Annotated in this window: 28 protein-coding genes, 2 tRNA genes and 1 pseudogene; 29 read left to right on the top strand and 2 right to left on the bottom strand. The window is 35.4% G+C overall.

From position 1 onward, the window contains the following. The first annotated feature begins 1 nt into the window (after window position 1). The 29 genes and pseudogenes from flgC to EDD71_RS12245 all read left to right on the top strand — a co-directional run bounded on the left by flgC (window position 2) and on the right by EDD71_RS12245 (window position 24,149). The gene (flgC, locus tag EDD71_RS12385; protein ID WP_133629054.1) at window positions 2-433 is read left to right on the top strand and encodes a flagellar basal body rod protein FlgC; all 432 of its coding nucleotides are present in this window, start codon (window positions 2-4) and stop codon (window positions 431-433) included. A gap of 8 nt (window positions 434-441) precedes the next feature. Further along, a complete protein-coding gene (gene fliE / locus EDD71_RS12380; protein ID WP_166636480.1) occupies window positions 442-735 on the top strand; it encodes a flagellar hook-basal body complex protein FliE in 294 nt (97 codons plus the stop codon). 164 nt (window positions 736-899) lie between these two features. Next, the gene (fliF, locus tag EDD71_RS12375; protein WP_133629053.1) at window positions 900-2,471 is read left to right on the top strand and encodes a flagellar basal-body MS-ring/collar protein FliF; all 1,572 of its coding nucleotides are present in this window, start codon (window positions 900-902) and stop codon (window positions 2,469-2,471) included. Between the two features lie 4 nt (window positions 2,472-2,475). Further along, complete coding sequence (fliG, locus tag EDD71_RS12370) at window positions 2,476-3,486, top strand: flagellar motor switch protein FliG (RefSeq protein WP_133629052.1); 1,011 nt, start codon at window positions 2,476-2,478, stop codon at window positions 3,484-3,486. Further along, a complete protein-coding gene (locus EDD71_RS12365) occupies window positions 3,470-4,237 on the top strand; it encodes a FliH/SctL family protein (protein ID WP_133629051.1) in 768 nt (255 codons plus the stop codon). The genes fliG and EDD71_RS12365 overlap by 17 nt, the downstream gene beginning before the upstream one ends. Beyond that, a complete protein-coding gene (fliI, locus tag EDD71_RS12360; protein ID WP_133629050.1) occupies window positions 4,230-5,534 on the top strand; it encodes a flagellar protein export ATPase FliI in 1,305 nt (434 codons plus the stop codon). The genes EDD71_RS12365 and fliI overlap by 8 nt, the downstream gene beginning before the upstream one ends. Window positions 5,535-5,545: 11 nt before the next feature. Next, entirely contained in the window at window positions 5,546-5,983 is a 438-nt protein-coding gene (fliJ, locus tag EDD71_RS12355) for a flagellar export protein FliJ (RefSeq protein ID WP_133629049.1), read from the top strand. A gap of 4 nt (window positions 5,984-5,987) precedes the next feature. Beyond that, complete coding sequence (locus EDD71_RS12350; RefSeq protein WP_166636479.1) at window positions 5,988-7,841, top strand: flagellar hook-length control protein FliK; 1,854 nt, start codon at window positions 5,988-5,990, stop codon at window positions 7,839-7,841. A gap of 61 nt (window positions 7,842-7,902) precedes the next feature. Then, window positions 7,903-8,056: pseudogene (locus EDD71_RS16150) on the top strand (flagellar hook capping FlgD N-terminal domain-containing protein); the annotation flags it as partial. A 278-nt stretch (window positions 8,057-8,334) separates the two neighbouring features. Further along, window positions 8,335-9,246 (top strand): flagellar hook-basal body complex protein, encoded by a 912-nt coding sequence (locus tag EDD71_RS12340; RefSeq protein WP_133629046.1) that lies wholly within the window; start codon window positions 8,335-8,337, stop codon window positions 9,244-9,246. A gap of 13 nt (window positions 9,247-9,259) precedes the next feature. After that, window positions 9,260-9,466, top strand: coding sequence for a flagellar FlbD family protein (locus EDD71_RS12335; RefSeq protein ID WP_133629045.1), 207 nt, complete (start codon window positions 9,260-9,262; stop codon window positions 9,464-9,466). Further along, on the top strand, window positions 9,459-10,286 hold the full coding sequence (locus EDD71_RS12330; protein ID WP_133629044.1) for a motility protein A: 828 nt from the start codon (window positions 9,459-9,461) through the stop codon (window positions 10,284-10,286). The genes EDD71_RS12335 and EDD71_RS12330 overlap by 8 nt, the downstream gene beginning before the upstream one ends. Next, window positions 10,279-11,028: an OmpA family protein gene (locus EDD71_RS12325; RefSeq protein ID WP_133629043.1), complete on the top strand. Its 750-nt coding sequence runs from the start codon at window positions 10,279-10,281 to the stop codon at window positions 11,026-11,028. The genes EDD71_RS12330 and EDD71_RS12325 overlap by 8 nt, the downstream gene beginning before the upstream one ends. Next, entirely contained in the window at window positions 11,028-11,486 is a 459-nt protein-coding gene (locus EDD71_RS12320; RefSeq protein ID WP_133629042.1) for a flagellar basal body-associated FliL family protein, read from the top strand. The genes EDD71_RS12325 and EDD71_RS12320 overlap by 1 nt, the downstream gene beginning before the upstream one ends. A gap of 13 nt (window positions 11,487-11,499) precedes the next feature. Beyond that, complete coding sequence (locus tag EDD71_RS12315; RefSeq protein ID WP_133629041.1) at window positions 11,500-11,859, top strand: flagellar biosynthetic protein FliO; 360 nt, start codon at window positions 11,500-11,502, stop codon at window positions 11,857-11,859. After that, window positions 11,846-12,613: a flagellar type III secretion system pore protein FliP gene (gene fliP / locus EDD71_RS12310; RefSeq protein ID WP_133629040.1), complete on the top strand. Its 768-nt coding sequence runs from the start codon at window positions 11,846-11,848 to the stop codon at window positions 12,611-12,613. The genes EDD71_RS12315 and fliP overlap by 14 nt, the downstream gene beginning before the upstream one ends. A gap of 10 nt (window positions 12,614-12,623) precedes the next feature. Further along, on the top strand, window positions 12,624-12,893 hold the full coding sequence (gene fliQ, locus EDD71_RS12305; protein ID WP_133629039.1) for a flagellar biosynthesis protein FliQ: 270 nt from the start codon (window positions 12,624-12,626) through the stop codon (window positions 12,891-12,893). An 8-nt stretch (window positions 12,894-12,901) separates the two neighbouring features. After that, window positions 12,902-14,719 carry a flagellar biosynthesis protein FlhB gene (gene flhB, locus EDD71_RS12300; protein WP_133629038.1) on the top strand — a complete coding sequence of 606 codons (1,818 nt, stop codon included), beginning with the start codon at window positions 12,902-12,904 and terminating at the stop codon, window positions 14,717-14,719. 11 nt (window positions 14,720-14,730) lie between these two features. Further along, the gene (gene flhA / locus EDD71_RS12295) at window positions 14,731-16,797 is read left to right on the top strand and encodes a flagellar biosynthesis protein FlhA (RefSeq protein WP_133629037.1); all 2,067 of its coding nucleotides are present in this window, start codon (window positions 14,731-14,733) and stop codon (window positions 16,795-16,797) included. Next, a complete protein-coding gene (flhF, locus tag EDD71_RS12290; RefSeq protein ID WP_133629036.1) occupies window positions 16,794-17,864 on the top strand; it encodes a flagellar biosynthesis GTPase FlhF in 1,071 nt (356 codons plus the stop codon). The genes flhA and flhF overlap by 4 nt, the downstream gene beginning before the upstream one ends. Continuing rightward, window positions 17,864-18,721: a MinD/ParA family protein gene (locus tag EDD71_RS12285; RefSeq protein ID WP_133629035.1), complete on the top strand. Its 858-nt coding sequence runs from the start codon at window positions 17,864-17,866 to the stop codon at window positions 18,719-18,721. Before flhF ends, EDD71_RS12285 begins: the two co-directional genes overlap by 1 nt. Window positions 18,722-18,733: 12 nt before the next feature. Next, entirely contained in the window at window positions 18,734-19,387 is a 654-nt protein-coding gene (locus EDD71_RS12280; RefSeq protein ID WP_166636478.1) for a flagellar brake protein, read from the top strand. 11 nt (window positions 19,388-19,398) lie between these two features. Continuing rightward, window positions 19,399-20,130, top strand: coding sequence for a FliA/WhiG family RNA polymerase sigma factor (locus EDD71_RS12275; RefSeq protein ID WP_133629033.1), 732 nt, complete (start codon window positions 19,399-19,401; stop codon window positions 20,128-20,130). Between the two features lie 11 nt (window positions 20,131-20,141). Then, a complete protein-coding gene (locus EDD71_RS12270) occupies window positions 20,142-20,567 on the top strand; it encodes a DUF6115 domain-containing protein (RefSeq protein WP_207669346.1) in 426 nt (141 codons plus the stop codon). A gap of 29 nt (window positions 20,568-20,596) precedes the next feature. Beyond that, a complete protein-coding gene (locus EDD71_RS12265; protein ID WP_133629031.1) occupies window positions 20,597-20,752 on the top strand; it encodes a flagellar protein in 156 nt (51 codons plus the stop codon). A gap of 11 nt (window positions 20,753-20,763) precedes the next feature. Continuing rightward, the gene (flgF, locus tag EDD71_RS12260) at window positions 20,764-21,534 is read left to right on the top strand and encodes a flagellar basal-body rod protein FlgF (protein ID WP_133629030.1); all 771 of its coding nucleotides are present in this window, start codon (window positions 20,764-20,766) and stop codon (window positions 21,532-21,534) included. 13 nt (window positions 21,535-21,547) lie between these two features. Beyond that, window positions 21,548-22,291: a flagellar hook-basal body complex protein gene (locus tag EDD71_RS12255; RefSeq protein WP_133629029.1), complete on the top strand. Its 744-nt coding sequence runs from the start codon at window positions 21,548-21,550 to the stop codon at window positions 22,289-22,291. A gap of 68 nt (window positions 22,292-22,359) precedes the next feature. After that, window positions 22,360-22,812, top strand: coding sequence for a tetratricopeptide repeat protein (locus tag EDD71_RS12250; RefSeq protein WP_133629028.1), 453 nt, complete (start codon window positions 22,360-22,362; stop codon window positions 22,810-22,812). 161 nt (window positions 22,813-22,973) lie between these two features. Further along, window positions 22,974-24,149, top strand: coding sequence for a M20 metallopeptidase family protein (locus EDD71_RS12245; protein ID WP_133629027.1), 1,176 nt, complete (start codon window positions 22,974-22,976; stop codon window positions 24,147-24,149). A 116-nt stretch (window positions 24,150-24,265) separates the two neighbouring features. On the opposite strand, the gene EDD71_RS12240 is transcribed toward EDD71_RS12245, so the two are convergent. Both EDD71_RS12240 and EDD71_RS12235 read right to left on the bottom strand, forming a co-directional pair. Continuing rightward, window positions 24,266-24,350: transfer RNA gene (locus EDD71_RS12240), tRNA-Tyr, on the bottom strand. 5 nt (window positions 24,351-24,355) lie between these two features. Further along, window positions 24,356-24,432: transfer RNA gene (locus EDD71_RS12235), tRNA-Ile, on the bottom strand. Window positions 24,433-24,597: the final 165 nt, after the last annotated feature.

Genomic DNA, 24,597 nt, shown 5'->3' with positions numbered 1-24,597 from the left:
TATGAATATTTTTTCTGCACTAAAAATAAGTGGAAGTGGTCTTTCGGCTGAGAGGCTGAGGATGGACGTTATTGCAGATAACATCGCAAATGCAGAAACAACCAGAACTCAAAAGGGAGGACCCTATAGGAGAAAGGTAGTAACCTTTGAGGAAAATTTAGGCAGAGAGCTCGACAGGGTATCCAACAGATATGTGGACAAATTAAATGGTGTCAGGGTAAGTGAGATTACGGAGGATAATAGTCCTTTAAGGAGAGTATATGACCCTTCCCATCCAGATGCCGATGCAGAGGGTTATGTTCTAATGCCAAATGTTAATATACTCAACGAAATGGTGGATCTTATAGCTGCATCGAGGGCATTCGAAGCAAATGTTACAGCGATTAATGCAGAAAAACAAATGGCTATGAAAGCATTAGAAATAGGGAGGTAGTGATAAATTTGAATATTAATACTGTATCATTTCAAGGTCTTACTGAAATCCAGAATAAAAACAATCAAAACAATTCCAGCAAGGTAAATTTTGCCGATGTGCTGAAAAATGCACTCGATAAAGTTAATGAAATACAGATAAATGCAGAAAACGCTACAACTGAGTTAATTACAGGCGAAGCCACTGACATACACCAGGTAATGCTTGCAACTGAGGAGGCAAAACTTTCCCTCGAACTTGCGGTACAAGTAAGAAACAAACTGGTTGAAGCCTATCAGGAATTAATGAGGATGCAGTTATAGTTTTTAAAAGCTGAACTGTATTTCTGATACCGCTATTAATGCTATCCTATCATTAATACGTATCAAAATATTTTTTTAGGTAGATGCTGTTCGTGGTACATTATGGAATTAAAATCTTTTTATATTTTTTCTTATGACATTGAGTATTTGAAGGAGTGCATGGAATGAATAAAATAAGGGAACTATTAAAATCCCTGAATAATAAATGGAAAAGTTTAAGCAGTGCAAAAAAAATAGGTTTAATAGTAATTTCGGCCGCCTTATTAGCTACAATCGCTGTGTTTTTTATGTACATAAACAGGGTAAAATATGCTACTTTATTTGCCAACCTTGATCCCAAGGATGCAGCCAGAGTATATGAAAAACTTAAGAGCGATAAGGCAGACGTTAAAATAGAAGGAAACTCTATACTTGTACCTGAGGATAAAGTTGATGAACTCAGGATGTCTGTACTGTCATCGGACGCTGTGCCTTCATCGGGCAAGGGATGGGAGCTTTTTGATGAGAGCAAATTTGGTGTTACAGATACTGAAGCTAAGGTAATGTATCAGAGGGCCCTTGAAGGTGAGCTTTCAAGAACAATATCCAGCTTCGAACAGGTTGAAAAAGCGATAGTTCATCTTGTGCTTCCGGATGATTCGGTGTTTGCCAGGGAAACCGATAATGCAAGGGCTTCTGTAACTTTAAAGCTTAAGAATAGTACAAGGCTAACACCAGAACAGGTAAAAGCAATAGTAGCTCTTATTTCAGGGAGTGTAAAAAATTTACCCAAGGAAAATGTCGAGGTTATAGATGCAAATACAATGGTGAGCTTAACTGAGGATTTATTTGATGGAGCCAATCCTTCTGGCATAACTTCAATAACCAAACAAAGGGATATTGAAAGACAGTTTGAAGGCCAGATAGAAAACAATATAAAAGATTTGCTTGGAAAAGTTTTCGGGAATGACAAGCTGTCTGTCAAGGTTAATACCGATCTTGATTTTGATTCAAAGCAAACTACCACCATAACCTATGATAAGAATCCGGTGATCATAAGCACCCATAAGTCAATGCAGTCATCCAAAGACTCTGCTTCCAGTAATGCTGGTTCAAGCCCGATAGATAATCAATATACACCTAATATAACCAACGGAAATAACCAATCTTCTGATTCAAGCAGTACAGAGGAAACGACAAACTACAATGTTGGACAAACCCAGGAAACAGTAGTGAAAGCTCCTGGTGAAGTAAAAAGGATGACGGTATCTGTTTTAGTAGATGGAAATTTGAGTGATGAAGATAAAACAACAATTCAAAACATTGTATCTTCTGCCATAGGATATGATCCGAATAGAGGAGATCAAATTAATATAGAAGGTATTCCATTTAATCCTGAACTTAAGCAGAAAGTACAGGATGATCTTAAAAAGATACAGCAGGAAGAAGAAAATCAAAGGAAGATTAAGCTGTATACAACAATAGGCAGTGTATCTGGAGGAATAATTCTACTTATACTATCGTTGCTATTTATAAGAAAGTCTATTAAGAAAAAGAAAGAAATTGTTGAAAAACCAAACCTTGACGTTGTTATAAACGACAATGTAATACCTAAACAGCCTATAGCCTATAGTCCTGTGCTTGAAGATAGGGAAGAGGTTATGGATATTGAAAAAGAAATAAGACAGTTTGCAAGCAGCAAACCCGATCAGGTAGTGGATTTAATTAAGACATGGCTTGCAGAGGATGAGAGGTGATCATATGCCCAGGGGAAAGCTAACAGGTGTTCAAAAGGCTGCAATATTATTCATAACCCTTGGACCTGATGCATCTGCTTCCATATTAAAAAAGCTTCCTGAAGCAGAAATTCAAAAAATAACCTTTGAGATAGCAAATATGTCAAAAATAAAAAGGGAAGTCAAGGAAGAGGTTTTAAAGGAGTTTGTAGATTTAAATAAGGCTAAGGAATACATACTTGAAGGAGGCTTTGAATATGCCAAAAATCTTCTCAGTAAGGCCCTGGGTGCTCAGAGAGCAGCTGAGATTATAGAAAAGGTTTCTGAGGTAACTCAGCAGTACAGACCATTTGGCATTGCTAGAAAGGCTGATGCCAATCATCTTCTAAATGTCATAATAAATGAGCATCCCCAGACTATTGCTTTAATACTTTGTTACCTTCAACCTGAAAAGGCTGCGCAGATACTTTCGGCCCTTCCTGAGGAGCTTCAGTCTGATGTTGCTAAAAGAATAGCAGTCATGAATACAACTTCACCCATTGTAATTGAAGAAGTAGAAGAAATACTGGAAAAGAAATTATCCAGTGTGATAACAACAGACATGGCAACCATCGGAGGCGTTCAATCCCTTGTTGAAATACTAAATAACGTTGATAGAGGAACTGAAAAGTCTATAATGGAAGAGCTTGACAGGGATGTACCTGAGCTTGCTGAAAGAATAAGAGAAAGCATGTTTGTCTTTGAAGATATAATCACACTTGATAATGCTTCAATTCAGCGTATACTTCGTGAAGTTGATACTAAGGATCTTGCACTGGCCCTAAAAGGATCATCGGAAGAGGTTGCAGCAGTAATATTTAGTAATATGTCAAAGCGTGCAGCCCAAACTTTAAAGGAAGATATGGAATTCATGGGACCAGTAAGGCTAATAGATGTAGAAAGAGCTCAACAGTCCATAGTTGGAATAATTAGGAGGCTTGATGAAGCTGGAGATATTGTAATTTCAAGAGGTGGAGAAGATGCAATTATCATATAGAATTTTAAAGTCCACTATAGTTGAAAAGGATAAATTAGTTTTTCCGCCGGTTATAGAAAAAATCATTGGAAATTCTCATAGTTCAGAAGCTAATAATTTCAATTTTGGAGAAATTTATGAAAGGATAATAAAAGAGGCAAATGATGTTAAATCACAGATAATCAAAGGTGCTGAAGAAAAGGCAAAGGAGATTATTAATACAGCCCTTCAAGAAGTCGAAAATATCAAAGCTTCAGCCAAGGATGAAGGATATCAGTGTGGATTTAGAAAAGGTTATGAAGAAGGTTACAGCTATGGATTAAATGAGGCAAAGAATGAAGTTGATGCAATGGTTAAAGATGCTGAGGATTATGTAAAAAAATGCCATGAAGCTTCAAGAAAATATATTGAAGAAACAAAGGATGAAATTATAGGCCTAAGCGTGCAGATAGCAAGAAAAATTTTAAATACTGAACTTACAGTAAATACGGAAGCGATTTATAAGATGGCAGAGAGCATCATTTCAAAGGCAATTGATAAAAGGCAAATAGTTTTAAAGGTAAACCCACAGGATTTTAATATCGTTAAAAATCGTAAGGATGATCTTTCTATTTATGTTGAGGATCCAAATAATTTAATTATAATAGCCGACTCAAGCTTAAGGCAGGGAAGCATAAAGGCAGAAACACCGTCTGGTTTCATTGATGGCGATATCGACACTCAGCTTGAGATTATACTTAAAAATCTATTAGAGGGAAAATATCATGATTAACATTGATTTTAAAAAAATCAAAAATAAGGTTTATAACATCAACAGTTTAAAAGTTGAAGGGAAAGTCAAAAAGGTTGTAGGACTTACAATAGAGGTTGAAGGAATACAAGCCTTTGTTGGAGAAGTGTGTATAATTTATGCAATAGACGGAAGAAAAATATTTTCAGAGGTCGTTGGCTTTAAAGATAATGCTGTTCTTCTAATGCCACTTGGAGAACTCACTGGCGTTTCCCCAGGTTCACCCGTTGAACCTACAGGAAAAGCTCTGAAGGTAAAGGTGGGACCCGGCCTTCTTGGTAAAGTTTTAGATGGAATAGGGCGTGCAATGGATAAAAGTAAGATTGAATTTGAGGATGAATATAATCTTGATAACGATCCTCCAAGCCCACTTTCAAGACAAAGGATTAAGACAGTTATGACCACAGGAATTAGAGCCATAGACGGTTTTCTGACCTGTGGAGTTGGTCAAAGAGTAGGTATATTTGCAGGCAGTGGCGTTGGTAAAAGCACTCTTCTTGGAATGATAGCAAGGTACAGCGATGCCGATGTCAATGTAATAGGACTTATTGGCGAAAGGGGAAGAGAAGTAAGAGAATTCATTGAAAAGGATTTAGGAGAGGAAGGAATGAAAAAATCTGTGGTTGTTGTTGCGACATCGGATCAACCTCCCCTTCTAAGGCTTAAAGGTGCGTTTACAGCAACTGCTATATCTGAGTATTTTCGAGATAAAGGCCTTAAGGTAATGCTCATGATGGACTCTGTAACAAGATTTGCCATGGCGCAGAGGGAAGTAGGGCTTACTATTGGCGAACCTCCAGCCACAAAGGGCTATACTCCTTCAGTTTTTGCAATGCTACCAAGGCTTATGGAGCGCTCAGGTAATTCAGAAAGGGGTTCTATAACTGCTTTTTATACAGTACTTGTAGATGGTGATGATATGAACGATCCAATAGCCGATGCTGCAAGGGGCATACTTGATGGGCATATAGTCCTCTCAAGAAAAATTGCGAGCAAGAACCATTATCCTGCCATCGACGTTCTTTCAAGTATCTCCAGGCTTATGCCAGAAATAGCTGATGAGTCCTTAAGGCTAAAGGCAGGGGAACTCAGAGAAATTATGGCATTATATAGAGAATCGGAGGATTTAATAAACATAGGTGCATATCAGAAGGGAAGTAACCCAGAGGTTGACAGGGCAATAAGCCTAATTGGCAGGATCAATGATTTTTTAAGGCAGGGAATGAATGAATATTCAAATTTTCAGGAAACCACTAGAAGTATGATGTCCATAGAATAGCAGGTGAGCACATGGATAAGTTTAAATTTAGTCTCCAAAAAGTTCTGGATTTTAAAAAAAACGTTGAAAAAAGAAAAAAAGAAGAATTTATAAAGGCACAAAAAAATTATCTTATTCAGAAAAACTTTGTTAGTGAGCTAATAGAGGAAAAGAATAGAGAATTAAACATAAATAGAAAGCTGAGAAATAGCTTTGAGTTTCAAAGTTATTTAAGATATATCGAATATCTCGATAGAAAAATAGAAGGCGAAATGAATAACTTAAGAAAACTAGAAAAAATACTCATTGAAAAAAAATCTGAACTTATAAGGTCTGCTTCTGATAGAAAGACACTTGAAAAATTAAAAGAAAAGGCAAAGGAAGAATTTTACTTTGAAATGAATAGAAGAGAGCAGAAAATAAACGATGACTATGCAATGAACTCGTTTATAAGACATGGAAGGGGGTGAAAAGGTGGAGATTAAGGCCACAGGTATATCTAATATAAACAAAAATACCTTTGAAACGATAAAGGCAATATCTGATGATGGTTTTAACGACCTTATTTCTCTGATGCTCATAAATGTTCAGAATGAAAGTGGTAACGATAACGGAAAAAATTTAACGGCTTTAGAAAGCTTAATCCCCCTTGATGGACAGTTCAATAAAGTGGAAAAGCTAGGCCATGATAATTTCCAAGATGATGATGCTATGAGTTATAGTGTGCTCAAAACAAATGACTTTACTCAGGAAATTGATAAGTCTGAAGGAGAAAATGATAAACTATCAACTGCTGTGGCTTCATTGAATAGCAGCTTATCGCTGCAGTTAAGTTTTCAAGAAAGTAAATATCCTGTACATAATCATCGAGAATTATTAAAAGAAAATAAAGCATTGTCTTCTGAATTGGAAAAGTTAAGAAACAAAACAACTGCTGAGAAATTTACTTCCTATGGAGTACAGCTAGTTAGTGGGGGAGTTGTAGCTGAAAATATATTAAATATTAAAAATAAAATCAATGACCTTCAAAAAGAAAACAATGAAGATGGTGTGCAGTTTCGTGGAATAAATATAGCAGAATCTAATCAGGCAGTTAATTCAGCTGTCTTATCATGTGATGAATTTAAAAGAAATTATGCTCAAACAGAAGGATCTCAAGGTGATGTTATTTACCAAGGATCAAGCATATTAAAAGCTGAACATGGAGTTAAATTTGATACAGATATTGATGGTAAGCTTAAGATCGATATTATTCAAAATAAAAGTTCTGAAATTGCTGCCCAAAATTCAGTAACTAGTTTTTCAGAGGTTAAGCAGGGAGTTATTAAAAAAGCCTCCAATAAATTGGATTTTAGAAATGAAGTTTTAGTAAACAATAAAGTGAATATGGAGACAGACTCTACAGAGTTTAAACAGGTTAAAGCAGAAAAAACAGATGCTGCATTTGATGTGCAAATGAAACAAACTCCGAAAAATGAAGTTAGCATTAAGAACTTCCAAAATACAGCAGATGAGATCAACTGTGTCAATGCAGCAGATAGTCGATCAACTGCACAGGAGAATGGTCTTAATGTACGTGGAATTAAAGATAATGAAAATAACGCTGAATATAATATACATGATGATATCAAAATATTATCATTTAAATCACCTAAGAATTTCGATATAGAAAAGATAATTCTAAACAACAATGGAAATCAATTTATAAATATGTTTCATCAATACAGAAGTTACTATCAAATTGATGATGATAAAATCGTCATAAAAACCAATAGCCATGAAGAAGAACAAAAAATCGATACTCTTCCTGAACATGAAATGTATGGCGTATCGAACTTGGAAAATGATTTTGTGGATGGAATAAGTTTAAAATCAGCTAAAGAAATAAATAAATTTTCAACAATTTTAAACAATAGGGATTTAATTGAACTTACCGCTAGTAAATTTAAAGCGATTAAACTTCCAGATATAACAGAATTAAGAGTAAAGATATGGCCTGAGGAGCTTGGAGAGATTATAATTAAAGTTTCACTGGAAAAAGGGCATGTAAATGGGAGTATAATGTCAAACAACCAGGAAGTTGTAAACATATTACAGGCGAATTTGGACTCGTTGAGGCAGGAACTTAAAAACAGCAATATTAACCTATATAGTTTGTCAGTGAATATTAGCAGCAGCGGTGATTATAGCGGGGACTTCACAGGGCAAAACTCTGGCAGCTATTCAGGCAGCAGGCAGAATAAAAGCTACGTACCTGAATATACAAATAATCCTAGGGATGATTATATAGATGAAATGAAAGGTGAAGGGTTAAATATAATTGCCTAGAAAGGAGGTAAATATGGAGGTTAGTGGGGTTAATAACAAAAGTAGCAGTGTTGTTCAATCTAAGGGCAATATAATCGATAAAAACGCCTTCTTAAAAATTCTTACCGTTGAACTTAGCAATCAGGATCCATTGAATTCAACGGACAATACTCAATATGTTTCGCAGATGGCTCAATTTACAGCCCTTGAACAAACTCAGAATTTAAACTCTTCTGTTGAGAAGCTTTTGCTGTCCGAAAAGATGACACAGGGTACTTTACTCATTGGACAGAATGTTGAAATTCAATTGGACAAAGAAAACTCCATTAAAGATGTCGCAAGGGCAGTAAGGGTAGAAAATAATAGCGTATATATAATAACTGACAGCGGTAAATTTGATATCGACCAGGTTATACAGGTTGGAGATGAGACAGTTGATAAATAAAATTAATAATCATAGCCATGAAGCAGCTTTTAAATTTAAAATAGATTGGAAATTAGGAGGTTTAAATAAATGTTAAGATCGTTATTTTCAGGAGTAACCGGAATGAAAAGCAATCAAACAAAAATGGACGTTATAGGTAACAACATCGCAAATGTAAATACAACTGCTTTTAAGTCAGGAAGGGTTAATTTTAAGGACATGCTCAGTCAGACGATACAAAGCGCCAACGCACCTTCAGAGGGAAGAGGCGGGGCTAACCCCAAGCAGGTGGGTTTAGGAGTTGCTGTTGCAGGCATCGACACTAATATGACTCAGGGAGGTCTTCAACCAACTGGAAGGGCATCTGACCTTGCAATAGAAGGCAATGGATTCTTTGTTGTGTCTGACGGAAATGAAACAAGATTTACAAGGGATGGTTCCTTTACACTGGATAAAGACGGTAATTTAATTACTTCAGAAGGTTATCATGTTATGGGCGCTGTAAATGACAACATTGGAAGTGGAACCTTCGATGCTGATTCAGGTGAGAATTTAACCCCTGATCCAGGTACCTTTGATAATACAACAACATCCAGTGATCTTAAAAATATCATTATCCCTCTTGAAGCAACCGTTGGAGGAAATACTGTAAAAATAACAAGCTTTGGAGTAGAAAGTGATGGTACAATAAGAGCTGTATATGGAGATAAGACCGTAAAAGTTGGACAAATCATCCTTGCTGCATTTCAGAACACTGCAGGGCTTACCAAAATGGGCGGTAATACTTACATGGCTTCATTAAACTCAGGTGATCCTGTTTACGGTACGGCAGCTTCATCTGGATATGGCAATATTCAGCAGGAGATGCTTGAAATGTCAAACGTTGACCTCGCTAACGAATTCACTGATATGATAATTACAAGCAGAGCATTCCAGGCCAATTCGCGAACAATAACTACCTCTGATGAAATGCTTCAGGAACTTTTAAATCTTAAGAGATGATGGAGTATAATATATGATCAAATTAACAGGATTGAACAATAAAGAATTTTATTTAAACTGTGATTTAATTGAAAAACTGGAGGTAACGCCCGATACAGTAATTACATTAACTACAGGTAAAAAATTCGTCGTCTTAGAACCACCCGAAGTTATAATCAGAAGAATAGTTGAGTTTAGAAAACAGTATATGTATTACGATTCGGAGGTACGAAATGAATAAAAAGGATTTTTCAACAGTTGTAGGCATAGTACTTGGTGCTGTTGCGATTATTTTGGGAATGACATTCAGCAATGGTAAATTAAATTTTTCCGGTTTAAGACTCTTCTGGGACCCGCCATCAATTTTTATAACTGTTTTTGGCTCATTCTTTACTTTGTTTATTGCCTATCCACTTTCTACATTAAAGAAGCTGCCAGCCACTTTAAAGAATGCTTTTCTAGAAAAGCAGGCTTCTGCTTCAGAGATAATTGAAAGGTTCACTCTATTATCTAAAAAAGCAAGAAGGGAAGGATTGCTGTCCCTTGAAGACCAGATTGAAAGCATAGAAGATGAATTTCTCAGAAATGGTATTCAGATGGTGGTTGACGGTATTGAGCCTGAAACAATAAGAGAAATACTGGAATTAGAAATAAGTGAAATGGAAAAACGACATCAAAACGGTATAGCTGTTTTAAAAACATGGGCAAACCTTGCACCAGCATATGGTATGATTGGTACACTGATTGGCTTGATTCAGATGCTGGCACAACTTCAAGATCAGAGTAAATTGGGGCCAGCTATGGCAGTTTCACTTATTACATCCTTTTATGGCGCGGTTATGGCTAACTTCATTTTTACACCACTTGCAAATAAGCTTGAGGATAAGAGTGCCCAGGAGGCAGATAGAAGGGAGATGATGCTTGAGGGTATTCTGGCAATACAGTCGGGTGTAAATCCAAGAATAGTAGGCGACAAGTTAAGGACATACCTCTCACCTGCGGAAAGATTAAAAATGTCTTACGAATCTACCTCCGGAAAAGTGGTGACTGGAAATGAGTAGGCGCGGCAGGAAGAGGAGTGAATCAGGTGGAGGGGAATGGCTTACAACCTACGCAGACCTTATGACGCTGCTTTTAACCTTCTTCGTACTCCTCTATGCTTTTTCAAGCATTGACGCAGTAAAATTTAAACAGATTGCATTATCTTTATCCCGCGCCCTGGGAGGGAATTCTGGTATAATAACCGATGGAGGAAATATAGGACCTATACCTGTCAATGAAAATCCTGGTGAAAAAAAGAAAGATGCTGGAAATGCAAAGATAGAACAAATAGACGAGGAAACAAAGAAAATTTATGGTGATGTTATCAGCTACATAAAGGAAAATAATCTGGATACTAAAGTTTCAGTTAAAGAGGATATTCGAGGGGTCATTATTGAACTTCAGGAGAAGATATTGTTTGACTCAGGAAAGGCGGATATCAAGCCAGAGAGTCGGCTTGTTCTCGATAAGATCTCTGATCTATTAGTTAAATTTCCAAACGAAATTATGGTTGAGGGCCATACGGATAACGTTAAAATGAATAAAGGATTTTATCAAAGCAACTGGGAACTTTCAATGGATAGGGCTGTTAAGGTGGTTCGTTATCTTACAGAAGTAAAGGAACTTGATCCTACTAAATTTTATGCTGTTGGAGCCGGAGAATACAGACCCATTGCAGACAACAGTACTCCTGAGGGAAGGCAAAAAAACAGAAGGGTAAATATTCTTATCGTTTCATCTAAAAAGGAGAGTAATCAGTAATGAGTGAAGGTAAAGGATCAAATAAGCTATTAATAATTTTACTTGTATTGATAATAGCAATTTTAATATCTATTTCAGCTTTTTTTAGTTATTATTTTTTTATTAAACCTGGGGCTTCAACTCAAAATACGAATTCATCTAAAAACATTGCTGAAAAAACGCTGGCATTGGGTGAGTTTATTGTGAACCTTGCCGATGAAAATGAAACTAAATATCTAAAAACTGAGGTGTATTTGGCATATTCGGACACAGAAGCCAAAAAAATTGAAAAAGAAGTAAACAACAAGATGCCTCAAATAAAAGAAAAGATTTCAGTAACATTAGGTAAGAAAACATCAGAGAACTTCAATGTACAATACCTGGATAAGATTAAAAAAGAACTTACAGACCAGATTAACACATTGTTAGATGAAGGAAAGATCACAAACGTTTATTTAAACGATTTTATAATACAGTAGATAGGGTGGTTTAATGGATGGCAATTTTTTAATAGAAGTACTTAAACTTATATTCCTTCTTCCAGCAATTCTGTTACTAATATATATTACTTTGAAGTATGGAAGTAGATATGCGGAAAGGTTTAATAGCGGTAGAATAATTAAAGTATACGAACGTGTTCCACTTTCTCAGAATACTTTTCTTGCTGTTGTAACAGTGAAGGGAAAACCTTATCTTATGACTAATGGGGAAAATGGAGCACAAATATTAATGGAACTTGATGAAGAAATTTTAAAAAACTATCAGGGAGGCAGAACCGTAAACAGCGATTTTTTATTAAACCAACTATCAAAGCTAAACATTAGAAAGAGGAAAGATGATGATGAAAATTAATAGAAGAATTATAGTTCTTACTCTTATTATACTTGGAATTGCAGTTTTGCCAGCCTCTGCGTCCCCTCTTGAAAATATACAGATACCGAAGGTATCTTTATCCGTTGATGGGGCAAAAAATCCGAAGGAGTATGTTGACAACATTAAACTTTTGTTACTCTTCACTTCATTAACTTTTATTCCTTCAATCATACTTCTAATGACTTCCTTTACAAGGATTATAGTTGTACTTGGATTTGTTAGGAATGCTCTTTCCACACAGCAATCCCCTCCAAACCAAGTACTGATTGCAACAGCCCTATTTTTGACATTTTTTATTATGGCACCAGTCTATAATCAGGTTAATTCCAAGGCTATTCAGCCCTATTTAAATGGAGAGATAAGCCAGGAAAAGGCTATTGAAATTGGAAGTAAACCTATAAAGGATTTTATGTTAAATCAAACCAGAGAGAAGGACATCGCCTTATTTTATAATGCGGCTAAGATGGACAAACCAGATGACAGATACGCAGTACCATTTAATGTACTGATACCAGCCTTTGTTATAAGCGAGCTTAAAACAGCATTTCAAATGGGATTTTTAATATTTATTCCCTTTATTGTAATAGATATGGTAGTTGCAAGTGTGCTCATGTCCATGGGTATGTTTATGCTTCCACCGGTTACTATTTCTCTACCCTTTAAAATAATGCTGTTTGTACTTGCAGATGGATGGCATCTTGTGGTAAAGTCCCTCATTGAAAGCTTTATGTAGGAGTGATTATATGTCTGAAACATTTATCCTCTCCATTGGAAAGGAAGCCATAGTTACAGCACTTACAGTTGCAGCTCCAATACTTATAGTATCAATGGTTGTAGGGCTTATAATTAGTATATTCCAGGCTGCAACACAAATACAGGAACAAACTTTAACCTTTGTGCCTAAAATGATAGCCATTATTGTAATAATGCTTGTTCTTGGTCCATGGATGCTTAAAAAGCTTGTATATTTTACTCAGGTAATGCTGACAAACATTACTTCGATAGTTAGATAGGTGGTAGGATGCAGAAGGATTTTCTTATTTTTTCCCTGATTTCAGTAAGAATTGTTGCAATGCTTGTTACATCACCGGTATTTTCTTTAAGGCACATACCAGTCTATATAAAGGTTGGTTTATCTCTTGTTATAAGCTCCTTGATAGCAGCTTCAGTCAGTACTCAAATATCACTGCCATCTAACTGGTTTAGTTTATCCTTATATGTGGGAAAGGAACTATTTATAGGGGTGTCCATAGGTTACATTTCAACTTTTATATTCAACGCAGTGAGGGTTTCTGCACAGCTTATGGATTTCCATATTGGATTTTCCATGTCGCAGTATTATGACCCTTCAACTGCAGGAAACTCTACACCCCTTGAAAGGTTTTTCAACTGGTTTGCATTGGTACTTTTTTTAGTATTCAATTTTCATCATATTATATTATCGGCAGTTATAAAGAGTTTTGATGTTATACCTGTAGGAACTTACAGTGCAAATTCAAATGTTTTCTTAGCCACTACCGATATTTTTTCAAATAGCTTTTATCTTGCAATACAACTTTCGGCGCCAATAGTAATCATCTTATTTGTAACTGATTTTACCATGGGGCTTATTGCCCGAACTGTACCTCAACTTAATATATTTATACTTGGAATGCCTCTTAAAGTACTTATTGGGCTTCTTGCAGTATCAGCTGTCTTACCAGGGCTAACCCATATTTATATAAAATCCTTTGAAAGTATCTATACCAATCTTCTTAAGTTCTTTAACGTATTTCCTTTTATAATGCTTATGGCTGATGATAAGACGGAGGAGCCAACCTATAAAAAGCTGCAGGATGCAAGAAAAAAAGGACTGGTTGCTAAAAGCATAGACTTAACTTCATCTGTAGTGTTGTTAGGTATTGCAGTTATTTTGATTCTTTTTGGAAATCAATACTATACAAATGGAAGGCTATTTATTATTGACAGCTTTAAATACGTTAATAAATCAGATTTAACTTCAGGAAATGTGTTTAATATTTTAATATATATGATAAAAAACGGGTTAATTGCAGCTTTGCCAGTAATATTAACCGTTATGCTTTTAGGAATAATTGGCAACATCCTTCAAACCGGATTTTTATATACAACTGAAGGTTTAAAGCCTGATTTAAAAAAGTTCAATCTAATAGAAGGCATTAAACATTTTTATTCAAAGAGGGCTTTTGTTGAACTTTTTAAATCCCTGGGTAAAATTTCAGTTTTAAGCTATATATCCTTTCGATTTGTAAAGGACAATTTTAATGAAATATTAAAAACATCGGATCTAAATCCCAGGGGGCTTTACAGATTTGTTAAAAATATTATGGACAGCCAGCTCATTAGATCAGTTATAATCATGTTTATTATAGGAATTACGGATTATATTTTTCAAAAGAGGCAATACAAAAAGGATCTGAGAATGACAAAGCAGGAAATAAGAGAAGAACTAAAACAGTCAGAAGGCGATCCTCAGATTAAATCACGAATAAGACAGAAGCAGCGTGAGATGGCTATGAAGAGAATGATGCATGAGGTTCCAAAAGCCACTGTTGTGGTTACAAACCCAACCCATTTTGCTGTGGCGCTAAAATATGAAAGTGGTGTTGATAGAGCACCCAGGGTTGTGGCTAAGGGTATGGATTTAATCGCCTTAAAAATAAAGGAAATAGCAAAGGGAAATGATGTCCCTGTGGTTGAAAACAAATCACTGGCAAGAACTTTATATGCCAGAGTTAATATAGATGAAGAAGTGCCTGTTGAACTTTACCAGGCAGTTGCTGAAATAATTGCTTATGTTTACAGTCTTAAAAGAGCATGAGGAGGAAGTTAATGGCAAAAGATAAAACAGGTTCTGCTATAAAAAATAATATGGATATTATAGTTGCGATCATGGTTATCATGATTGTTTTAATGATTATAATTCCTCTGCCAGCATGGCTGCTTGATATATTATTAGCATTTAATTTGACTCTTTCATTGGTAATAATGCTACTTACCATGTTCACAACTGAAGTACTTGAATTTTCTGTATTTCCTACGTTGCTTCTTATTACAACACTTTTCAGACTTGGGCTTAATATATCTTCAACAAGGCTTATTTTGAGCCAGGCAGCGGCTGGAGAAATCATAAAGGCCTTTGGTAACTTCGTCGTTGGAGGAAACTATGTTGTTGGATTTATACTGTTCATTATAATAGTCGTAATACAGTTTGTGGTTATAACAAATGGCGCAGGAAGAGTTGCGGAGGTTGGAGCAAGGTTTACGCTTGATGCAATGCCTAGAAAGCAGATGAGCATAGATGCCGACTTAAATGCTGGAATAATAACAGAGGAAGAAGCAAAGCTAAGGAGAAAAAAGCTTCAGCAGGAAGCTGATTTTTACGGTTCCATGGATGGTGCCAGCAAATTTGTTAAAGGAGATGCCATTGCAGGTATAGTTATAGTTATTATAAACATCGTAGGCGGTATTATTATTGGAATATTATCACACGGAATGTCTGCAATGGATGCCTTAAAGACCTATGCTCTTCTTACAGTTGGGGATGGGCTTGTAAGCCAGATACCGGCACTTTTGATATCTACTGCTTCAGGTATAATAGTTACAAGGTCCGCAAGCGATACCAATCTTGGAGAAGAACTATCAAGGCAAATAACCTTTTATCCAAAGGTTCTTGCAATAGCAAGCGGCATAATGCTTCTTTTAGCTGCAATACCTTCGCTGCCATCACTTGTATTTCTTATGATGTCTGCAGCAGCCGCCGTGTCAGCATATATTTTAATCAAGGAAGATAGGAATAAATTCGATGAAGAGGTTGCTGCAGACACGGGAGAGGTGCCTGTTGAAAACAGAGAACCGGAAAACGTGTTAAATCTTCTAATTGTTGAACCTCTTGAAATTGAAATTGGCTATGGGCTTATTCCTCTTGCTGATGTATCTTCAGGAGGAGATTTGCTGGATAGAATTGCAGGCGTTAGAAGGCAGTGTGCAGTTGAAATGGGGATTATAGTACAGCCTATAAGAATAAGGGATAATCTTCAGCTTGCTACAAATGAATACTGCATAAAGATAAAGGGAACTGTTGTTGCCAAGGGAAACATACTATGCAATCACTATCTTGCAATTGATGCCACTGGAGAGGGTATTGGAATCGATGGGATAAAAACTGTAGAGCCTACCTTTGGATTGCCTGCAGTATGGATTCCAGACAGTAAAAAAGAGGATGCCGAACTTATTGGAATAACAGTTGTTGATCCTACAACCGTTTTAGTGACTCATTTAACTGAAATTATTAAAAATCACGCAAGTGAACTTCTTGGAAGACAGGAAGTAAAGATGCTGATTGACAATATCAAAGAAAGCTATAGTGCCGTAGTCGAAGAACTCATTCCTAACCTTTTGAGCATTGGTGAAGTTCAGAAGGTACTTCAAAATCTTTTAAAGGAAAGGGTTCCTATAAGAGATCTTGTAACAATACTTGAAAGCCTTGCAGATAATGCGGTAAACACAAAGGACATTGAACTTCTCACTGAATACGTAAGATTTGCCCTTGGAAGAATTATATGCAAAAACCTTGTGGATGAGAATAATGTAATTAAGGTGTTAACTCTCCATCCATCATTAGAGCAGTTAATAGCTGATAATATACAAAAATCCTTCCAGGGGTCTTACCCTGCACTTAACCCGGACACAACAAAAAAAATATTTGAATCTCTGCAGGCTAACATAGAAATGTCTGACTTTGTAAATAGACAGGCAGTTGTCCTTTGTTCTCCAAGAATAAGGCCTGCCTTTAGAAAATTAACGGAGATAGTATTCCCTAACATTACTGTATTGTCAATGAATGAAATACCAACTGATGTACAAATAGAAACAATAGGGATGGTGACAATACAATGATTATTAAAAGATATATCGTTGATAATATGAATGAAGCAATGATTAAAATAAGGTATGAGCTTGGAAGTGACGCAGTAATTGTAAGCCAGAGGAAAATAAAACAAAAAGGGCCACTGGGCTTATTTAAACCAAGAAAGCTTGAAGTAACTGCAGCAGTTGACGATAGGAGCAAAAAAAATAAGGAACTAGAAGAACATAATAAATTATTCCAGAATGAGATTTTAGAACTTAAAACAATGCTACAAAGTGTAATAACCCCAAACATACCTTCTAAATATGAATACGGTAAAGGTAAAAAAACAGGCAAAAGCAAATTTAAGTTAAAGTTAATAGAAAACGATATTCCAGAGGAAATCGCTGAGGTAATTTTTAGCAGGATAAGGGAAAAAAACAGGGATAAAAAGCTTACGGTGAGCCATTATGAAAAGGAGTTTAAAAATATTTTGAATGAAATGATTAAAATAAATAATAATTTTTCAAATAGAGTTCAGGTTCTTGTTGGACCTACAGGTGTTGGAAAAACTACAACAATAGCCAAGCTTGCAAGTCTTTATACCCTATACAAGAACAAACAGGTAGGACTCATTACTATAGATACCTATAGAATTGGAGCTGTTGAACAGCTAAAAACATACAGCGAAATCCTTGGAATCCCTTTTGACGTAGTGATATCTGCCAGGGATCTATCAAAAGCAATTAATAGAATGAGCGATTGTGATGTTATTCTTGTAGATACTACAGGAAGAAACAGTAAAAATGCAATGCAGGTTTCTGAAATAAGAAGTTTTATAAATGAAATCAACCCTGATACTGTACACCTTGTACTCAGTATGACAACAAAGCAAAAGGATCTTAAAAGGATAATTGAGGATTATAAGGTTACAAATTATAATAGCCTAATTCTTACCAAAGTTGATGAGACGAACTCTTATGGATCTATTTTAGCATCCATATATTACAGCGATATGCCTGTTTCCTATATATCAACCGGCCAGAATGTACCGGATGATATTGAGGAGGCGGATTTAAACAGGCTGTCAAAACTTATAATAGGAGCTGAAAACTGATGGATCAGGCAGAGAAGTTAAGACAACTAGTAAATATAAAAAACGGTAAAAATTATAAATTTAGAGTTATTACCGTATCAAGCGGTAAGGGTGGAGTAGGTAAAACAAATCTTGTTATTAATCTTGCATCTTCTTTAAAAAAAAGGGGAATGAAAGTAGCTGTACTAGATGCCGACTTTGGTATGGCAAACGTTGATATTTTATATGGTATTAATGCAGAATATAGTATTTATGATATTTTACATAACAACAAAGAGATTAATGAAGTTATGGTTTTAACTGATGATGGGATAGTAGTGATACCTGGAGGTTCGGGCATAAAGGAACTGTCGGAATTAGATGCTGATATGCGTAAAAAGTTAATAAAAGAATTTGAAAAACTGCATGATATAGACATCCTTCTTGTAGATACTGGAGCAGGCATGTCAAGTACTGTTTTAAATTTTATCGAAGTTGCCGATGTGGTAGTAATTGTTACAAATTCTGAACCAACTGCTTTAACCGATGCCTATAGTTTAATAAAAGTAGTACTCAAAGGGAACATAAATAGCAATATAAACGTTGTTATAAATAGGGCAAGGAATATAAAAGACGCTAGAGATACTTTCGATAAACTAAAAAGAACTGTGGATGCCTTTATAGGAAGAGAAATAAAATACCTTGGTTATATACCAGATGATCAAAAAGTTGGACAAGCAGTAAGGGAACAAAAGCCCTTCATAATAACATATCCCAGGTGTGAAGCAAGTATATGCATCCATAAAATATCATCTGAGCTTTTGGGAAAGAGCAGCAGTCAAAAAAGCAGCTCCATGAAGGATTACTTTAGTAGATTATTAAGGATAATGGGGAGATGACAAATGGATGAATTGAATTTTAAAATAAATCAGAAATTGGAAATACTGGACAACAACATTGCTTATAAGTGTAACATACAGGATATCAGGGATGATTCCATACTGATAAATATGCCGTACTCTGGAATAAAATATTATTCCATGCATACTGGAAGCACTCTTGAATTTTTTATTTGTACTGAAAGGGACGTTGTAAAATGTAAATCTATTGTTGTGGGTAGGACCTCAGAAAATAATATACATATGGCGGTTCTGAGCAAACCTGTTGTTATAGAAAGAGTACAAAGAAGAGAATACTTCAGGCTTCCAATATCAATGGAGGCAAAATACATCATCCTTCCAGAGGATAATACTTATATAGATTTACAGGATGTACCATCTGGATATTTAAAAAGAATGAAAAAAACTTTGACAGTGGATCTAAGCGGGGGCGGAGTCAAAATAATATCAAAACATAACCCCAAAAAAGGGCAAAAAATCGTTTTGTCAATTCATATTCCTGAAGAGTTAACCATCATAGGTACTGTTATGCGAACAGAATATAGTCAGATAAACAGGCATTATAGAATAGCCTTAAAATTTGAAAGTATTGAAGAAAAGCTCAGGGATAAGATTATCAGGTTTATTTTCAGCAAATTCCGTGAACAGAGCAAATTGCTGAGATAGGGGGGATAACGATGAAATGTTATCAACAGTTTGATGAGAGGGAAGAGATGATTTTGAAATATATTCCCTATGTTAAGTATATAGCTTCAAGGCTTGTAGTGGGAAAACCTCCAGGGATTGAATTTGATGATCTCGTTAGTTTTGGAATACTTGGACTTATAGATGCAATTGAAAAGTTTGATTCTTCTAAAGGTTTAAAGTTTGAAACCTATGCGACACTTCGCATAAGAGGTGCGATTATTGATGAGCTTAGAAAAATAAGCTGGATTCCAAAGAGTGCATTTTCAAAGCTCTCACTTCTTAACCAGGCAAGGGAAGCACTGGAGCTTAAGTTGAGCAGGGACCCATCGGAGGACGAACTTGCATCCTATATGAATATAGATGTTGGAGAGCTGAGAAACATTCAGTCTTATGTTAATTATGTTTCTATAATTTCCCTTGATGAGGTATTTTTTAAATCCGATGAGGATGATCTACATTTCAAAAATATGGTAGAGGATGAAACCAGCCCACAGCCAGATAAAATAATGGAGGAAAAGGAACTGTTTGATGTTCTAAAGAAAGCTATAGGTATGCTGCCCGAAAAGGATAAAATTATATTAAACCTTTATTATGAGGAAAAATTGACATTAAAGGAAATAGGAAAAGTACTCGATATTTCAGAGTCAAGGGTGTCTCAGCTTCACAGCAGAGCTATCATTAGGATAAGAGAAAATCTGAAAAAGTTGAAATATACTTTGTAAAGATGTTATTTATGGAGGAAACTATGCCATATGTTATTCTAATTGTTGGATTAATATTGATTTATATATCTCTTAAAAATAACAGTAACCATCAAGAAAGGGAAATGAATTTCCATAATATCTTAAATAAAGAAATTAATAAAGACGAAATATCAGAGTTAAAAAAAACTATAAGCGAACTGACAATAAGAGTTGAGGAAATTGAAAAAGCGATTCTTCTATTAGGCGATAGGGAAATTAAAGATACATCAGATGTAGAAATTAAAGAATCAAAAAATGTAAAGCGCTCTTTAACAGCAAGTCATAACGATAAAAATTCTCAAATATATAAACTTTATGATGAAGGAAAGTCAATAGAGGAAATCTGTTCTATTTTAAATATGGGAAAGGGTGAAGTCCTATTAAGAATTGGTTTAAGAAAGCAAAAAGAATTATAAAAACTTATTCCCAAAAAAAGGATTTTATTTTGGGTTTCGGCCTGGGACTTATCATAGCAACTCTTCTAATGCTGTCATATTTCCCGCGAAACATACCAAAGTATGTGATTGAAAAACAGGCAAGGGATCTTGGAATGAGGTATGAGGATGAAATAAAGGCTTTTTTCAAAAATGACACCAAATAGGAGGGATTGAATTGATAAGAGGTTTATATACGGCTGCTTCAGGAATGATTACAAGACAGATTCAGTTGGAAAACCTAAGCAATAACATTGCAAATATTAATACACCTGGTTTTAAAAAGGATGAAATGGCCCTTAAATCATTTGACGAGCTTTTGATTGAAAACAGGGACAGGCAAATAGGATCCAAAAGTTTCAGACGTGTTTTAGGTACTATGGAATTTGGCGTTGGTATAGATGAAAGTAAAACTAACTTTTCTCAGGGGATTATAGAGGATACAGATCGCGACCTTGACTTTGCTATAAACGGAGATGGTTTTTTTACTGTACTGGGAGAGGATGGAACAGAGAGGTATACTAGAAACGGAAGGTTTCAAATAAATCAGGATGGATATCTGGCTACCATGGAAGGTAATATAATTTTAGGAATCGATGAAAATGGAAGAAAGACGCCTATAAAACTTTTAAATGACAATATTACTCTTTCAAAGGATGGAACTATTGAAAACAGCGAAGGGAATGTAAAGTTTTGCATCAGCAGATTTGATAATGTAAGCGATTTAATAAAAGAAGGGAATAATATGTTTAAGTCGGTAAACGAAGCTTCCAGCGTTTCATCTGGAAATGTTAGTCAGAAGGCACTTGAAAAATCAAACGTCGATGCTATTGAATCTGTTACACAAATGATTTCAATCATGAGAAGTTATGAATCCAGCCAAAAAGTAGTTCAGCAAATGGATGAGACTTTAGGCAAAACTGTAAATGAGGTTGGGAGTATAAGATAATAGAGGTGATAATATGTTGAGGGCTTTATGGAATGGAAGGACCGGGCTCTATTCAAATCAAAACAGGCTAGATGCCATTTCCAACAATATAGCAAATGCAGAAACAAACGGTTATAAAAGGGTGGACGTAGCATTTAGAGACATATTCTATGAGACAGTCAATAGAAAAGGCGTTCCCCTAACATCTGCTGACGGAAATGAAACGATTGCAGGTACGGGCAGCAGAGCTGACATATTGGTTAGAAATCAGAACCAGGGTATTTTGTTGAATACAGGAAGAAGTGGAGATATTGCCATAGAAGGCAGCGGTTATTTCAGATTAATTGATGGAGATGGAAATGAATACTATACAAGAGATGGATCATTTCATATTGATGGAAGTGGGAATTTCGTACATTCGTCGGGTTTAATACTTGATATAGAAGGCTTTCAACCTCAGAATTTAAAAGAGCCTTTTGCAATCAATGAAAAGGGTGAGATTTACTCCAATGGTGTACGGATTGGAAAAATCAATTTATATAATTTTATCGATAAGGATAATATGATGTCATCAGGAGAAAATCTATTCAGTGGAGCCACTCAGATTATTGAATCGAATGGAAAAGTCAAGCAGGGTTTTTTAGAAAGTTCAAACGTTGATATAACTAAGGAATTGACGGACATGATGATAACCCAGAGGGCCTTTGAACTTAGCTCAAGGACTATTAAAAGTGCAGATGAAATGTGGCAGATTGCAAACAATTTAAGGAATAAATAATAATAAATTGGAATAAAAACTCCTCTTAAAGTATATAATCTAAAGGAATACTTAAGAGGGGTTTTTCTATGGAATACGACGAATTAGTGTTAAATTTAATTAGGAATAGCAAATATAAACACGCCAAGGAAATGATTAACAAATTTTTTAAGGATAACTTAAAAAAATATCATTATTACACGGGTTTATGTTATTATGCGGAAGGAAATCTGCCAAAATCACTGATATTTTTTAATCTGGCTAAAAAATACGGTTTAGAACATTATCTTTTGTATTATAACATGGCAGTTACATACATGGAATTATGGGATTTCAAAAATGCAGAGAAGGCCTTTACTTCATCCATTAGATTGAATAGAAATTTTAAAAATAGTTATATCAATTTAGCATATATATACTATAAAAATGGGGACATAAAAAAGGCTTACAGGATTATGAAAAGCTGTATATCAATAATTGAAGATCCTGAACTATATAGTATTGAAAAATTTCTACTGGAATTTATAAAAAAAGTTTCCTAATTTTAATCGGCTTCCTTTGGAAGCTTATATTTTTATGCTATAATCATTTTCATCACGGTCTTCCTCTAGGCCATGAATATTGCAAAGATACAATTCCAATATGAGTAAAAGCAAAAATTAAAACCAATACTTTATATTTCTTAGGGGGAGGGTATAACCTAATGATAGATTTTTATAATGAAGCAAAAAAACAATTTAACAGAATGATGTACGTCAGAAGGGAAATGCATAAAAATCCAGAAATAGATCGTAATCTTCCATTTACCACGGAGTTAGTATGCAGTCAGCTGAATGAACTGGGTATATCTTATAAACGTTTTGATAATAGCGGCATCATTGCAGAAATTGGAAATGATAGAAGTAAAATAGTAGCTTTACGATCGGACATGGATGCACTTGAAATAAACGATTTGAAAGAAACATCTTATAAATCGCTTAGAAATGGTTATATGCATGCATGTGGTCATGATGCACATACAGCGATACAAATAGGCGCTGCTGCTGTTTTAAAATCAATAGAGGACCATTTAAATGGAACTGTAAGGCTTATATTCCAACCTGCTGAAGAAACCGATGGAGGGGCCAGGGATATGATCGAATTAGGGGCTCTTAATGGTGTAGAGGCTATAATAGGCCTTCATATGGATGAAACCATAAGTACCGGAACAGTGGGTATAAAAAGGGGCGTTGTACATGCAGCATCAAATCCTTTCAAAATAGAGATAAAGGGAAAAGGGTGCCATGGGGCACATCCGTATGACGGCATCGACAGCATATATATTGCAGCTAAAGTAATAGATAATTTACAGGGCATTATTTCACGTGAGGTAAGGGCAGTTGATAATGCTGTTATAACAATAGGCAAAATTAGTGGAGGTACTGCACCCAACGCTGTAAGCAGCCAGGTAATTATGGAAGGCATACTTAGAACCCTTGGAAATGATTTAAGGTCATTCTGTAAAGAAAGAATAAAAGATATCGTAGAATCTACTGCAAAGATGTATAGGGGAAATGCTTCAGTTGAATTTATAGAAGGCTATCCATCCTTCAGCAATGATGAAATGCTCTATTGCTGGTTCAAGGATGTGACTTCTAAAATGAAAGAAATAGATGTTATAGATGTACCATATCCTTCTATGGGAGTAGAGGATTTTGCATATTATACTGAAGTAGTTCCAGGGCTTTATTATAAGCTTGGCTGCAGAAACGAAGTTAAGGGAATTTGTAATCCTGCACATGGAAGCTATTTTGATATTGACGAGGATAGTTTAATTTTAGGATGCCTTATTCAGAGTAAAATTGCCTATGATTTTTTAGATAAGCTATCAGCAAAGTAAACAAAGATTAGAGAACTTCGGAATAAAAGAAGCTGTCTAATTTTTATATGAAAAAGACCAGACAATAGAATGATTTTCAAATAAAAAAAGAAACCTCAGTTCAATGAGGTTTCTTTTGGTGGAGGAGGATGGATTCGAACCATCGAAAGCTGAGCTAACGGATTTACAGTCCGCCCCCTTTGACCACTCGGGAACTCCTCCATATATGGTGGGCCTTCAGGGACTCGAACCCCGGACCAACCGGTTATGAGCCGGTTGCTCTAACCAACTGAGCTAAAGGCCCTTGCATTAACAATTATTATTATAGATTAATATATATATCCTGTCAATAGGTCAATATAATAAATATCTAAACTTAAATTGCAATATTAAATGCAACACTTAGTGAAAAATCATGTTGAATAGGGTAAGATAGCCCATACTTAACCTTAAGCCCATCTTAATTACT

Source organism: Fonticella tunisiensis, from assembly GCF_004364155.1.
Lineage (GTDB): Bacteria > Bacillota > Clostridia > Clostridiales > Caloramatoraceae > Fonticella > Fonticella tunisiensis.
The sequence above is the reverse complement of the archived record's forward strand: the minus strand, read 5'-3'. Positions and strand labels throughout refer to the sequence as shown.